This window comes from Marinoscillum furvescens DSM 4134, assembly GCF_003386095.1.
Lineage (GTDB): Bacteria > Bacteroidota > Bacteroidia > Cytophagales > Cyclobacteriaceae > Marinoscillum > Marinoscillum furvescens.
This window is the reverse complement of the sequence record NZ_QREG01000002.1, coordinates 380,506-396,222: the sequence shown is the minus strand read 5'-3', so window position 1 is coordinate 396,222 and position 15,717 is coordinate 380,506. Positions and strand designations below refer to the sequence as shown.

General features: G+C 47.4%; 7 protein-coding genes. All 7 read left to right on the top strand.

Going from position 1 to position 15,717, the window contains the following annotated elements; genetic code table 11:
- The first annotated feature begins 595 nt into the window (after nt 1-595).
- On the top strand, nt 596-988 hold the full coding sequence (locus C7460_RS03925) for a GxxExxY protein (RefSeq protein ID WP_115866779.1): 393 nt from the start codon (nt 596-598) through the stop codon (nt 986-988).
- Nucleotides 989-2,340: 1,352 nt separating this feature from the next.
- On the top strand, nt 2,341-3,465 hold the full coding sequence (locus C7460_RS03915; protein WP_115866762.1) for a glycoside hydrolase family protein: 1,125 nt from the start codon (nt 2,341-2,343) through the stop codon (nt 3,463-3,465).
- Nucleotides 3,466-3,590: 125 nt separating this feature from the next.
- Nucleotides 3,591-6,905 (top strand): T9SS type A sorting domain-containing protein, encoded by a 3,315-nt coding sequence (locus C7460_RS03910; protein ID WP_115866761.1) that lies wholly within the window; start codon nt 3,591-3,593, stop codon nt 6,903-6,905.
- Nucleotides 6,906-6,997: 92 nt separating this feature from the next.
- The gene (locus tag C7460_RS03905) at nt 6,998-9,457 is read left to right on the top strand and encodes a sugar-binding domain-containing protein (protein WP_115866760.1); all 2,460 of its coding nucleotides are present in this window, start codon (nt 6,998-7,000) and stop codon (nt 9,455-9,457) included.
- A gap of 136 nt (nt 9,458-9,593) precedes the next feature.
- Nucleotides 9,594-12,680, top strand: coding sequence for a SusC/RagA family TonB-linked outer membrane protein (locus C7460_RS03900; RefSeq protein WP_170147875.1), 3,087 nt, complete (start codon nt 9,594-9,596; stop codon nt 12,678-12,680).
- A gap of 11 nt (nt 12,681-12,691) precedes the next feature.
- Nucleotides 12,692-14,257 carry a RagB/SusD family nutrient uptake outer membrane protein gene (locus C7460_RS03895; protein ID WP_170147874.1) on the top strand — a complete coding sequence of 522 codons (1,566 nt, stop codon included), beginning with the start codon at nt 12,692-12,694 and terminating at the stop codon, nt 14,255-14,257.
- A gap of 19 nt (nt 14,258-14,276) precedes the next feature.
- Complete coding sequence (locus C7460_RS03890; protein WP_147302844.1) at nt 14,277-15,587, top strand: hypothetical protein; 1,311 nt, start codon at nt 14,277-14,279, stop codon at nt 15,585-15,587.
- The last annotated feature ends 130 nt before the right edge of the window (nt 15,588-15,717 follow it).

Here is a 15,717-nt window from a genome sequence, read left to right as displayed (position 1 = left end):
CGTACGTACGGTGGTGTGAGAGGGCTGAAGTAAAGAAGAAATCCTTTCCGGGTTTCCGAAGGTCTAAAAGTCTCCTTTACTTTGCTCTACTCGATTTTGCTGATAGTAGGGTGCTGTAAATTATTATGCAAGGAGTGCCGGTTCGACAGAACGTCTGCCCGGTCCGGCCTCAGGTACTGAAAGCCTCTTGAACGAAGTTCAAGAGGCTTTTTTCGTTTATGTCTTTAGATAATGCTTGACTTGTCGATAGTAGGGATTAATTGCTTTGAATTGTCCCGCAAGGAGTGCCGGTTCGACAGAACGTCTGCCCGGTCCGTCCTCAGGTACTGAAAGTCTCTTGAGCATTGTTTGCAAGTTTTGAGTTTAGGGGAAGTACAAAAAGGACTTTGTACTTGTTTGGGATTAGACGGTTTACCAGTTGAAAGTGCTTAAAAAGAATTTAGAGGTTAACAGTCCTAATTAAGTCAACTTTTATGTGGCTTTATGACTTTTTACGGCAATGTGCTAGATTTAGCTATTCATTACCAACAAATGAATTGATTGACTACATCTAACTTCTCATATCTGGAGAATGAATACCCGTTCCCGGATTCAAATGGCTGAACTGAAATATAAAGACATATCAGAGAAGATAATTGGCGCTGCATTTGACGTGCATGGATTTTTGGTTAATGGATTTCATGGTCCGCCGCTGTGGGAAGTGATTTATCAACGTGCCTTGGCATGGGAAATGGCTCAGCGTAAATTGGAGTTTGAGCGGGAGATCGAACAAGACATATTTTATAAGGACCTGCCTGATCCTATTGTTACGAGAAGAGCAGACTTTGTGGTGGAGGGAAAAGTTTTGGTAGAGCTCAAAGCTGTTATCGAGCTTCAAGACGTGCATCTGGCTCAAGCATTGAATTATCTCAAAGCATACAAGCCGGAGGTAGGACTGCTGATCAACTTTGGCCGTAAAAGTCTAACCTTTAAACGTCTTGTACTATGAAGTAGTCATTAATCCGTGCTATCCAATAATCCGTGCTAATCAGTGATTCTGACAAGGAGGGAAGCTTACAATAGGAACTTCGGGATTTGTCTCTAAATTCTCGTGTTTATCGTCTATAGTAGCCATTAGGCGTGAAAGCTGGCTGGTACATCGAGTAATCTTCGCTAATGGTTCGGGTGGGCGGCATCTTTGCTACAGGTTTTTCATAGTGAAGTGGCTTGCCTCCTTAGATGGTTTGATGAGGTGATAGAAAGAGAGGCAAGCCTAAAATGCCCGCAGGTATCCTGTTGGGCATTTTTTTTGGTACTGATGCTTCTAGAGCGGGCTTCTTGATGTACAACACCACTGAAACCACAATATCATTGTAGGTTAGGTTTTAAAAGATGGCCATGAAGTACAACCCCCGCCTTTCGGCGAGGTAGGTAGCTGTTCACTACCTCACCGCCCGCCTACCGGCGAGGCAGGTAGAAACCTTCCGCCTGAACGCGACTGCCTTCCGTCTTAACGCAACTACCTTCCCTGTCAACGCAGAAACCTTCCGTACGAACGCAGGCCTCCACCGCCTGAGCGCGACTGCCTTCCACCTCAACGCGACTATCCACCATGTCAACACAGGAATCTTCCACCTCAACGCAACTAGCTTCCGGGTGAACGCAACTACCTTCCACCTAAACGCGACTACCTTCCGGGTGAACGCAACTATTCCCCACATCAACGCGACTACCTTTCGTCTTAACGCGACTACCTTCCGCTTCTACGCAACTATCTTCCCTGTCAACGCAGAGACCTTCCGCCTGAACGCGACTACCTTCCGTCTCAACGCAGGAACCTTTCGCCAAAACGCCACGGACCGGCGAGGCAGGCAACTTTCCCCCACGTCAACACAGAAGCCTGCCATGTCTGCCGGCATAGGCAGGTTTGAGTACTGGAGGAGTGTAAAATTACAAACGAGCATAAAAGCTTGCCCTGGCGATAGTCGCGCATAAGTGCATTGAATCTCGGCAAACAATTTATGAGCATCCGCCCCCAGGTGATTACAAGGCACACCAGGCGGCACTCTAGGTGTACAATGGCATAAATACGACTTTACACCCTTTTTTCAATTACTTTACCCACTAGATGAAGCGCTATACTTCTCACCTTTGCCTTAGTATTTTTTTAAGGGGATACCTGGAAGGCGTATCTCCGTGTGCTTTGTTGCTTGAATTGCGATTTTGAGCGCTAGTTTTCAGTTGATATTTTCTGGTAGTGTGCTGCTAAGTGAGTCATGTAATCGGCAAAGCTACTTTACAAGGCCATCTGAAAGTGGGTGTAACTTGTCGTTAGACATTCATATAAATAATTAGGAATACATGAAAAAGCTTGTGCCAATTTGTCTATTGCTTGTGGTATTCATCATACAGCCATCTGCTGCACAGTTTTCGGATGCCCGGTCAGGAGGTGAGTCACTACAGATTATCCCCCAACCGCTAGACCCTGATGTGAAGATGGCATTTCTGGAACGGAGACGAAGAGCCAATGTCCTTGTGGATGAAAACTACAGAATTTGGGATCGTTCGGTCATACAATGGGAGGATGGTCTGTATCACGCCTATTATTCGCGCTGGCTGGGGAATCATAAGCGCTGGCTGACTAATTCGGAATCAGTCCATGCCGTTTCAGAAAACCCCGAGGGGCCTTTCGAAGATGTAAGTGTAGTGCTTTCAAACCGTAATGAGCAAGGGTGGGACATTGTAGATGTTCACAGTCAATTTGCGGTGATGGCTGAAGGTAAACTGCTGCTTTATTATCAATCTTGTGACCTTCGTGGCAAATTTCCCGAATATCCGGGTAGCCCTTACCCATCTCAGTCATGGCTGGACAACAGGGATAACTGGGACCTTATCCGCAATACGCAGCGTCTGGGTCTGGCTATAGCTGAGCATCCCAACGGGCCATTTGTGCGGGTGGCGAGCCCTGTGGCTGTTCCTGAAGATTGTGAAAGGTGTAGCAACATCACGGACAATCCCACGGTGGTCTACCAGGATGGACAATACCTCATGATTATGAAATCAGATGATGCACGCAAAGGAAAATATCATCAGATTCAATTCGTCGGGCGAGCCAAACGCCCAGATGGACCTTTTCAGTTTAATAATCAACCCGTGTACGCCGAGAAGCGTACCGAGGATGCATCCATGTGGTACGACCAGCGGGCCAAGTGCTACTACATGGTCTGTCATGTACTAGGGCAACGGGCGCTGGCCATGTTTACTTCTGTAGACGGAATGGACTGGCAGCGGGCTTCCCAGCCGGTGTTAATGAAAAAAGAGTTTACCCTGACCAATGGCGAGATCTGGAAGCCGGAGCGTTTAGAGCAGCCTCGGGTACTCACAGACCGGTCGGGTCGTCCGGTGATGCTTTACGTGGCTGTGGCCGACAAGGGCGTAAACGGGAATATTGCAGTTCCGCTGATTACCACGGATGCCAAGCAATAAACCTCGAAAAATGCTGATTGAAGTGCTTTTTGTACGCAGATACTATTTTACCCCCTCGTTTTTGGATAAATACCCAGTAGATATTTTAGGGCTTTTAGGTCCCTTTGGGTAAACCAAAAGATTGAATGATGAAGAAACTTGTACTACTATTACTAGCCTTTGTTTGTGCGGCTTACCTGCATGCACAGGTCACTTATGACTTTACTTCGGAGCTTACCGAGCGTGCCAATACCGGCGAAAACCTCGTTTGGCATTATATATCTGAAGATGAAGGCCATTTGGTAAATGGAGAACTATCTCCACAGTTTGCGGCGCTTATTGAGCAGGCTGGGTTCGAAAACATCCGTTTTCCTGGAGGTACAGTGTCTGACCTGTTTGATTGGAAAAAGACGATAGCACCTGTAGATGAGCGCCCACAGCAATTGGTGCTGATGTGGAGAAATTATCCATCTACTCCAACTGGAGAGCCCGATAACCCCAGTGTCCAGTTTGGAGTAAATGAGGCGATCAAAATGGCACACTTAGCTGGAGCGACGATCGTTCCTGTATTCAGTCCCAACTACAACACGCAGCATCACCTGGATTTGTACGAATACCTTACAGCAGGTCCTTCACAGGACCTGGATGGAAATGGTGTTTATTGGGGTGCTGTAAGAGACAGCCTTGGGTTGGCGCCAGTGGAAGTGCCGGTAGTAGAGATTGGTAACGAATTAGGTGGTGATGAACACTTGATTTGGTATCAGTTTACCAGTGATGGGTTCAATCTGGATGATAATGTCAACAGAAAAGACAAAGGCCTCAATGGAGGTAATGTAGTATTTACGAACCAAAAAGCACATAAAGGTCGCGGATGGGTCAATAAAAGCCAGCAAAATGCTCCCGGTACGTTTAAATCGGATGGAGTGCGTCACGAAGTTTTCTATGCTTTGTTTCCTCCGATTCATACGGTAGGCAATGCCAAAGTGGGTACAGACTATTCGAATAGTGCCAACTACGAAGTTTACGAACCTGTATTTATTGCAGATACTACTGATCCTGCTGATCCTGCCATTTGGTCTGCTTTTGGTCCAAATGACAAGAAGTTTGTATTTAGAAAATCTGATGGACTCATCATGTTTGGCGACGGGGTAAATGGAAAAAAAATCCCAGCCAATGTCAACGTCTTTATGGACTACACCTCGGGGCCACACGATGGCTACCTTCATTTGCACAATGCCCTAAAAAACATCGACCCCAATATTGTAATCAGTGATGGCGGGGAACTGAATACCACGCAAAAAGATGCCGAACAGATACATGGAGGGTTCAGTTTGCAGAATGCAACGAATGGCCTGGCTGATGGAGATATCATTACAGAATTTATGGGTAAGGCGTATTTTTCTTATGCGGAGTATCTCAAAGAGCGAGTGACACATATACCGAACGGTACGGAAATCATCGTAGGCGAGCATGCCACACTAGATTTTGGTCCCGGAGCCAATATATCTGTTACTGATGCGCAAGGGGTAACCCAGCATCAGAGAGAATATACCATACTAGGGGCGCTACAGCAGGTGATAGAGAGTGAACGGATGACCATTCGATTTGGGAGACATACCAATCATCCTGTTACGGTGTTCAATAAAACTTCTATGACCAACCAGGCGCATTCGATCAAAAGTCATTCGTATAGTGGGGCTGCCCAGCCCGATAGCGTATTTACCACCTCCATGGGAGTGGCTCAGGAGTTTTTTATCAGGCATACGGGCAAAATAGCGCTGCAGTCTACGGCCAATAGTATACCTACGGTATCAATGAAACACCGTAACCTTACATCGGTCAATACTTTCGTGTCTAAGCCCATGCCGAAATACATCGCCTATGCCTCGCGCGATGAAGGTGGTGAATATGTCTTCCTTACTGCTATTAACCCTTCGGGAACAACCGTCTATACACCGGAGTTTACCGTCAATAACCTACCAACGGTAGCTTTTGATACTGCCAGTGCGTTGGTGACGGTACTGCGATCAGATAGCATTTATGCGGTCAATAGTCCTACGAATAGAAATGCCATCAGAATAGATACGCTCCTTAGTAATCCAGATCTCACACTCGATTCGGCAAACCTTAAGGTGAGTTTTAGTTTGGAACCGCTCACAGCAAAAACGGTGAAACTGTATGCAGGGGGCTTGCCCGTTGGGCAGGCATGTGATACCCCTCCATCTGGTTTTGTGACGATAAAAAACGAGTCTCTTGGAGGCTACCTGGAATGGACCACCCTGCCGGATCCTACGGATGCCGCGAAAGATGAAGTGCGCTTGATTGATGAGGCTGTAGGTAGTGCCTATACCAAATGGGAGTTTGTACCAAGTACCGTATCTGGATGGTATAACTTGCAGTCTGAAAATGGAAACCTCCTTCAGCTGACCGACATCACTGACCAGATTGGCAATACCACTGGATTGGCATTGCGTACGGTCAGCTCTACCACAGATGGGAGCTGGAAAAGATGGAGGCTCAAAGAAGCTGGTAATGATGAGTGTTACATCGAAAATCATGAATTTGGCAACTATGTGAGAGCTACAGATCAAGTGCAAAACAGCAGTTTGCCAGCATACTACGTCCACGGGGGACCTACAAGCTCAAACGGTCCGTGGGCCAAGTGGAAGATTGACACGCTTGGTGCTGTGCCCATTTCATGGACATATATCGACAATACTTCAGCTATCGGTTCACCACGGCTACAGCAGGCATCTACTACAGACCCATCGCCTGGAGCTGCTGCGGCGAGTGCCACTGATCTTCATGTTGGACTGGATCAATGGACCGGAGATTGGGTGCAATGGAAAATGGTGCCGGTATCGGGAGCGAATTTTTACTTTATAGAAGGGAAAGGGAGTCCCAAGCGACTACAATCTGTCTCGGAAGTGGAAACCAAAGAAGGAGTAGCCGGATATGCTACCCGACTGGTTCCCACTACTAATGTTGATGATTTTGTGCAATGGGAAGTCGTTATGGTAGCTGGAGATACCTTTAGGTTAAAAAACAAAGGCACGGGCTACTACCTGAGAGCTACTGACATCACCTGGAATGGAGATTCGGATAAATTGGAAGTATTTTCAGTGCCAGAAACGAGCCTGGATTCCAAAACCTCATGGAAATTTAATGAAGTGAGTGCAGGTGCCAGACTCGCTGGCAATGAGGGGAGCCCCAACTTACTATCATTTTACCCGAATCCCGTAAAGCAGGGGGATAAAATTATGCTCACTTTGGGTAATGGGGTGGACCCATACGAAATAGCCGTGCTGGATCTTAATGGACGTATTATGGACTGCCGAATGCAGGAAAAACCGGAGCAAGGACTGATATATCTTGAGACCGAAAACCTAGGCAAGGGAGTGTATATGCTTACATTCAAGCAGGGTGGTAGCGCTCATAACTTTAAATTCATCATAGAATAATAAATTGGCATAGAGAGCCTCCAGGATTATTTGGATGGCTCTCTTATTTTTTCACAAATAGCCACACAGTTGATCAAACCAGGTATTTAAACATGCAAAGTTTCAATAGGTATAAGCGCATGTACCACATCGCTTTTTTTATACTTTCTGCACTAGTTTTCACAGCTTGTGCTCAGTCTGAAATCCACCCAGGTAGGACTAAGGTGCCCTTCGATTTTCAATGGAAATTTGCGTTAGGTGATTTTCCGGATGCGAGTAATCCGGGGTTTGAAGATGCCTCCTGGCGCCAGCTTCATGTGCCACACGACTGGAGTATAGAGGGAAGGTATGATAGCCTAAATCCGGCGGGTATTGCAGGAACTTTTTTACCTACAGGAATTGGTTGGTACCGGAAAACCTTCGATTATGACCCCAATTGGAAGGGTAAACGAGTGGTCATCCAATTCGATGGAGTATACCTCAACTCCACCGTATGGATCAATGGCTACAAACTGGGGTTTTATCCCAATGGATATCTTGGATTCGAATATGACCTCACACCTCACCTAACAACCGGTAAGAATACCATAGCGGTAAAGGTAGATCACGAACGTGCTCCTACAGGGCGGTGGTATACGGGTTCGGGTATCTATCGTCATGTAAACCTGCTTGTTACCAATACCACTTACATACCTACAGGGGGAGTGTTTATCAAGACACCAGCGGTGAGCGCTCAGCAGGCAGAGGTGTCGGTGGAGGTAGAAGTAGCCGGAGATCCACATTTCGAAGATTTAGTAGCCTCCGTAGTATTGCTAAACCCTGAAGGGAAAGTGGTCGGTAAGGAGAAGACTCCCTTGGCATCTGCTAAAATGGATGTATCCTTCGAGTTGCTAAAACCAGCGCTTTGGTCTGTGGAGAACCCAGCACTATACACTGCCGAAATTCGTGTGCAACAAGGCGAGCAGATGGTAGATGAGGTTGCCGTTCCTTTCGGAGTGCGTAAGGTGGACATTTCTACAGAAGGATTGTTTTTGAATGACAAAAAAACCATCCTCAAAGGAGTTTGTATGCACCACGATGCAGGGCCAGTAGGTGCAGCCGTGCCAGTAGATGTGCTCTATGATCGGCTCAAAAAGCTAAAAACTATGGGATGTAATGCAATTAGAACTTCGCACAACCCTTTTGCTCCTGAGTTTTATGCCATGTGCGATTCTATGGGATTTTTGGTGATGGATGAGGCCTTTGATGGCTGGGAAAAAGAAAAGGCAACTTATGACTATGGGTTATACTTTGAAGAGTGGTGGCAAAAGGACCTTACCACTTTCATCAAGCGCGATCGAAATCACCCGAGTGTGATTATGTGGAGCATCGGCAATGAGGTCATAGGCTGGACGCCCGAAACTCAACAGATGCTGGTAGAGCATGTGAAAGCGCTGGACCCGACGAGAGCCGTAACACAAGGTAGAGGGTATGCCGGTACAGCTACAGATATAGCGGGCTTTAATGGTCATGGCGAGTTGAAAGGGGCGCTGGAATCCTTTCATCAGTCCCATTCGGATGTGCCCGTCATCGGTACGGAAATCACCCACTCCTACCAAACGAGAGGTGTGTATCGTAGCAAAACCTGGTACCGCGTGCGTGATTTTCCAGCTCCCTGGGAAATTAAAAACAACAGTACGTTTGAGAAGGTCAAAGACAAAGTCTATCACGTAGAAGACCTTACCGATGAGGAAGTATTTTCGGGTACGAATCCGACCTATCAGTCATCTTATGATAATTCGCTGGTGCGCATGAACATTCGCGATTACTGGAAAACTACCCGCGATAAACCGTGGTTTTTAGGAGCTTTTCGCTGGACAGGCTTCGATTACCTCGGCGAGTCGTTTGGGTGGCCCGCACGCACCATGAGCTTTGGTGTGATCGATTTGGCAGGATTTCCCACCGATAGTTACTATTTATACCAAAGCATTTGGGCAGATGAGCCCATGGTCCATATGTTGCCTCATTGGACACACCCAGGCAAAGAAGGGGTGGAAATCCCAGTAGTAGTATACACCAACTGTGCGTCGGCAGAGCTCTTTTTGAATGATGTGTCACTGGGTAAAAAACACATAGACGATAACCTTCAGTTGACCTGGCTGGTACCTTATGAAGAGGGACAACTACGTGTGGAAGCCACTACTGCAGAGGGAAGGTTGCTCTCTAAAACCTATCGAAGTGCCGGAGCGCCAGCAGCTGTACAGTTGAGCTTAAACCGATCAGTAGCAAGGCCCAACAATTCGGATGTGATCATTGTGGAAGCAAGTATCACCGATAGTGAAGGAGTAGAGGTGCCTCATGCGAATCACCTGGTGCATTTTGAGGTGGCTGGCCCGGGAAAAATCATTGGGGTTGAAAATGGAGATATATTGGACCTCAGTCCTCACAAAACAAATCAGCGAAAAGCATTTAATGGAAAATGCATGCTGCTGGTTCAGACGACAACAGAGCCGGGGGAGCTGACCATCACTGCCTCATCAGCGGGGCTGGAAGCTGGTACTGTCGTGATCAGCGTACAACCGGAGAATTTATAGCATTTCATGCCTTCAGAGTGGTAAAATGCAGAAATACCTCCTTTCAATTGAAGAAATACCCCTGAAGGCAGCCTTGCTAAAAACCTAAGTTTGAGAAAGTAAATAGAATAAGTCAATGATAAATGTTGCAATAGATATGAAGCCAGGATTGCACCGCTTGTTTTCGAGTGGAAGTATCAAGCACTGTAAGGTATTGCTTCAGGTTATTTTCCTGTTGCTGGTGACCAAGACACAGGCGCAACAGATCGTTTCCGGACAGGTGACAGACGATACCGGAGAAGGCCTGCCCGGTGCTACAGTAATGGAACTGGGCACACAAAATGGAACCGTAACAGATATAGAAGGAAACTACTCCCTCAAGCTTACCTCTGATAATCCGGAACTTACGGTTTCGTATGTAGGCTTTGTGGAACGCCAGGTTAAAGTAAATGGGCGATCCCTGATCAATATTTCCCTGGATACGGACGTGGAATCTTTGGAGGAAGTAGTCGTCATCGGCTATGGCACCGAAAAGAAAAGTGATCTGACTGGAGCAGTTTCGTCTATTACCAATAAGGACTTCAACAAAGGCATTGTGATGGACCCAGGTCAGGCACTGCAAGGCAAACAAGCCGGCGTGATCGTGGTGCAGTCAAATGGCGCTGATCCTAATGCCACCCCCAAAGTGCGTATTCGCGGAAGCAACTCGATCAACCTGTCCAGTGAACCGCTTTACGTGGTGGATGGCTTTCCATTACCAGAAGGAGTGGGGCTAAACATCAACCCCAATGACATAGCACGCATGGATATCCTGAAGGATGCCTCAGCCACCGCAATCTATGGAGTTCGTGGTGCCAATGGAGTCGTTTTGATCACAACCAAAGAAGGACGCGAGGGCACTGCTTCCTTTCAGTATTCCAATCAAATAGGTTTTCAGCAGATTATTAAACCTTTTGAGTATGCATCGGCCAGTGCGCTGGCACGCATAGAAAATGAAATTGCATTGGAAAATGGTAATATCCCTCCTTACTCCAGTGAGGCGCTAGACTCTATAGGCAGCGGTACAGACTGGATAGATATGGCATTTAGAAATGCGGTGTTTCAAAACCATAACCTAAGCCTGAGTACCGGAACTAAAACGACAAATTCCTATGTATCACTGGGCTATACCACCAGAGATGGCGTATTAGAAAACACCAATTTTGATCGGGTAAATGCGACACTGACCCTTACCAACAAGGCTGTAAAAAAGCTGAAGCTGTATACCTCCGTAAAAGCCTCGGCCATACGGGCTAATTTTCACAATTTCAACGGTACTGCCAATGATAGAAGTTCGGTGGTAAGCCTGATACTGTATACCAATCCATTGATACCGGCCTACAATGCAGATGGTACTTATGGAGATGTGCCCGCGCAGCTGGGGCAGGCCCGAAACCCCTTGCCCGATATTTTGGATGTGGTGAAAGAAGACCGCAAATACACGATCTACACCAACGCTTCTGCCGAATATTCCTTTACTGAAAACTTTACATATAAAGTAAATGCGGGATTTTCATTCGAGACCTCACGAAGGGGAGAGTTTATACCTTTCAATGTGCAGGGAGGAGAACCCGATGCCCAGGGCTTTGGGGGAGCAGCTACTGTAACCACACTGCAGCGCACCAATGCGCTGGTGGAGCACCTGCTCGAATACAAGTGGCAAATCAATGCCACCGATAAGATGACCTATCTGGCAGGTTTCTCTACTCAGGAAAACGATGTAGAAAGGTACACCTCCAGTGCGAGTGGATTTGCGACAGAAGGGACCACTTTTTATGACCTGGGAGGAGGTAATGTGATTGGAACACCTGTTAGTCAGAAAACTTCCTGGCAGATCATGTCATTTCTGGTACGGGCCAACTATTCCCTGAAAGAAAAATATTTGTTTACGGCATCCGTACGTCGCGATGGGGCGTCCCCTTTCCCGAAAGCCAATCGCTGGGGTGTGTTTCCCTCTGCAGCAGTAGGTTGGAAGCTATCCAATGAGCCCTTTATGGCTTTTATGCCCGATCATTCTTCGCTAAAGCTTCGTGTAGGCTGGGGCCAAACGGGGAATTTCCTCGGGATTTCGGAAGGTGACAGCCAGGCGAAGCTAGGGTCTTTGTGGTCTACCTATACTTACAATGGTGTAGACGATGTGATCGGTCTGGCGCCATTAAATATCCCCAACCCTGACTTGCAATGGGAGCGAACCGATCAGATCAATGTAGGAGCGGATGCATCAATTCTGAATGATAAGTGGACCTTTACTCTGGATTATTACAACAAACTCACCAACAACCTCATCTACCAGCGGCCCGTTTCGCTGTATTCGGGATTTGAAGTGCAAACGGTTACGGATGGCTCTGTCAGAAACTATGGTGTAGAACTGGGCATTGTAGGAAATGTGCAGGTAGCCAGAGACCTGAGCTTGAGAGTAAATGCCAATTTTAGCTACAATAAAAACCACGTAGAAAGCCTCGTGGGAGGTGCTGATACCTTGCTGGCTAATGGTAATACCGGGTTTGGCGGACAGACTTATCCGTACAACCTGCTCATCGTGGGGCGCCCTGTGAGCACCTTTTTTGGGTACAAGGCCGACCGGATACTTCAGGTAGACGATCCTGAGTTACAACCGGATGGCTTGCAGCCCAACTCAGAACCTGGCGACTATTTGTTTAAAGACCTGGATGGTAACGGCATCATCGATGAAAACGACCGAACGGTGCTGGGCAGCGGGCTTCCGGTATATATCGTGGGGCTCAACACGCGACTGTCCTATAAGGCGCTATCACTAGACATACAGCTCACCGGAGCCCTGGATGTAGATCGCCTGAATATGAACAGAGCACGGGGTGAAAATATCTTTTGGAAAGCAGCAGAGAACAGGTGGTCTGTCGTAAACAGTGATTCAGACATTGCCCGATCATTTGCGTGGGGAAATACACGTCACGGCTCTTTTGTAAACGATATTTTCGTGGAGGATGCCTCGTACCTGCGGGTACAAAATCTCACCTTATCCTATACCGTGACCGACCGGTTCAATATCCCGTTTATCAGTGAGCTCACACTTTCGGCTACAGCCCAAAACATGTTGACCATCACGGGATACAAAGGGTTTGATCCAGAGCTAAGTACCGGCGGGTCGAATGCTGCACTTGGGCTGGATTATAATGCCCACCCCCAAAGCAGAAATTACATTGGTTCATTGAAGATCACTTTTTAATGCTAACGATCATGAAATTACGAATCTATCTTTTAGGTATAGTTGCCATGCTGATGACTGGGTGCCAGGATTTTCTGGACGAAGAGCTGAGTTCTGTGACCACAGCAGCCACGCTGGAAACCACCTCAGATGTCAACTCCGCGCTGGCAGGTGTATATTCCGGACTATTAGGTCAGCGCCCCGGAGGTTATTATGGTCGCTTGTTTTATTACCTTCAAGACATCCCCACAGACCAGATCAGAGCTACTAATTTTCCTGGCCCGCTAGATAGTTTCGAAGGAGATGCCAACAACAACATCATTAGGGGTACCTATACGGATATCTACTCCATGATCTTTCGGGCAAACAACTTGCTGGCCAATCTGGAGGGTGATTTTGAAGAAGACTTCATCAATCAGGTGGAAGGTGAGTTGCGTTTCTTGCGAGCCCTTGGCTACTATGACCTCACTTCGTTGTATGGAGATGTGGTGCTGACTATTAGTCCGGATTTTAGACAGGCCGATGCACCACCACTTACCGCCATAGCGGAAATAGAGCAATTTATTTTGGACGAGATGGAGATAGCCATATCGTTACTATCCGTGGAAGCTCCTGATGCACGCCCCGGTGCTATCACTCGTGGAGCAGCGCTTATGCTCAAGCTCAAAACCCACCTCCGACGAAAAGAATGGCAAGATGTAGTAACTACGGCAGAGCGTATAGAGGCCCTGGATAGGTATGCACTTGAGCCTGATTTCATGACGCTCTGGCAGCTGGGGCAGCCCTTCAATTCTGAAGTGATCTTCAATGTCATGGCTACAGGCACACCGTTTGGGCGTGGTAGCATCGGAGAGCTGTCGTCGGGTTCGTGTGATATGGCTGTGTATATGTATGACTTTCAGACCGACTGGCGTGGCTTTGGAGGGGTGTGGCATTTAGAAAGGGACTTCTTTTTCTCTTACGATTCAGCGGATGCCCGATGGAGTGAGGGCTGTAGGCAGTTTTGGTTGAGCAGTTTGGCGGCTAATCTCGGTGACACGGTGAAATCTCCCGGCCCAGATGGTAAAAATGTGATCCGATACATCAGCGGTACAGATACCGTGAGGTACCCGGGGCCAGGCGCCAGTGGAAGTGATCGCTTGTATTTCTCCAATAAGTACCCACATCCAGATGCAAATTCAGAGGATGTTTACTTAAATACGGACATCTTTCACAACAACAACCTGCCTGTATTTCGCTATGCAGATGTATTGCTAGCCTGGGCTGAAGCACTCAATGAACTGAACGGGCCTTCTCCTGATGTTTTTGAAAAAATCAACAGGGTGCGTCATCGCGCCGGACTGGGAGACATCCAAGGTGAGCTCCCAACGGCAGACCAGGCGGCTATTAGAAGTGCCATTTTGCAAGAACGCGGCTGGGAGTTTGGCCTGGAAGGCAAAAGACGCGAAGACCTCATACGGCATGACAAATTCATAGAGTTTGTCACGGCATCTTTCGGCTATAGCTCCAGAGCAGGAGACCAGCCACTCACTCAGGAGCAACTGCTCTTTCCCATACCTTTTACAGAATTAGAACTTAACCCTCAGTGGGGAAAATAAAATGAAAACCATAACTAAAATGCAAAAGAATATGCTCAATAAACTCAATCCCCTAAAGTCGGCCATCGCTGCGCTAAGTGTAGGACTACTGCTCGGATGCGAATCCGAACAACCCGCACCACCGGATCCTTCAGCGGTTTCGTTTGATGAGTCCTCAGTGATCATAGCTGAAAATAGCGCAGCTCAGTCTATTACTCTCAACCTGGACATCCCTGCCACGCAAACCATCGCAATTACCTTGGAGGTAACCTCTGAGAATGCAGTGTACGGCGAGCATTATACCTCCACTCCCGATGCTTCGGCAGGATCGGTGACTCTGGAGGTTTTGGAAGGCGAGCAAACCGCCACGTTCAGTATAGCTCCTGTGGACAATGAAGCCATAGATGATGACAAACTGATTGTGATCAAACCGACAGCCCTTGGTGAAATTAGCCTTTCTGGTGCTGCAGGGATATCTGTATTTATTGAAAATGATGAGGTGTCTACCCTTCTTCTTGCCGAAGATTTTGACAACTTCAAGGTAGTGGATAACAACCTCAATAATGCCTTTATAATGGATAGCTGGATACAGGTAAATGGCAATGGTCAGGCATTTACAGAAGCTTCTGCGGATCAGACCATTTCCGGATTTGTGGGCAATGGGGTAGGTGGCTCACTTACTTTTGATAACTCTACGGATAGCGAAACAGGTACCACATTTCTCAATGTGACCAGGCGCTTTTTGGAGTCGGATGTGACTACCTCTCTGGATGACCAGACCTATAAGCCGAATACGTACTACTGCGCATTCAATTTCACCCTGAATGAACTAGAGGCTGCCACAGGTGTGAGACGCTACCTTTCGTTGGGCAAGGTGATCTATGATGGTGACAATACACAGAGTGAGGCGTCTTCGGTAGCATCCGAATGGGGTGCTAAAATGGCCATCAAAGGTGTAGTGGAAAATGACGTACAAAAGTACTATTTCGGCTTGCACAAGCGAATTGGAGTTGGCGGAATCTGGGGAGACCTGGTAGTACCTGAAGGAGCGAAAGCTCGCGAACTGGGTGCTACTTATCTGGTAGTGCTCAAAGTGGTGCAAACAGACAATGAGGAAGCCGATCAGGGAGTGGAGCCTACCGCTGAGCAGTCCAACTCGGAAGCTTACTTGTACGTGTTTGAAGAAGGTGAAGACTTTACTACAGAGCCTGCAACTCCATATGCGGTAGATACTGCAGGAGGTGATGTGAATATCAATGCAGTCATTCTGCTTGGTGACCAGAATAAGCATGCGGCCGCCTTTGATGGCATCCGTGTGGCGAATGACTGGAGAAGCTTATTTGCCCAATAAAAAAGAAGACTACTATGCATTGTCGGCTACCAGAAGTGTGCTTTCTGGTAGCCACTCTAGCACAAAGTGGAGTCTTTTTCGACCACTCCCAACATGTTTTTGTAAGAAAAGTAGCCGCCAAAGTTCGTGC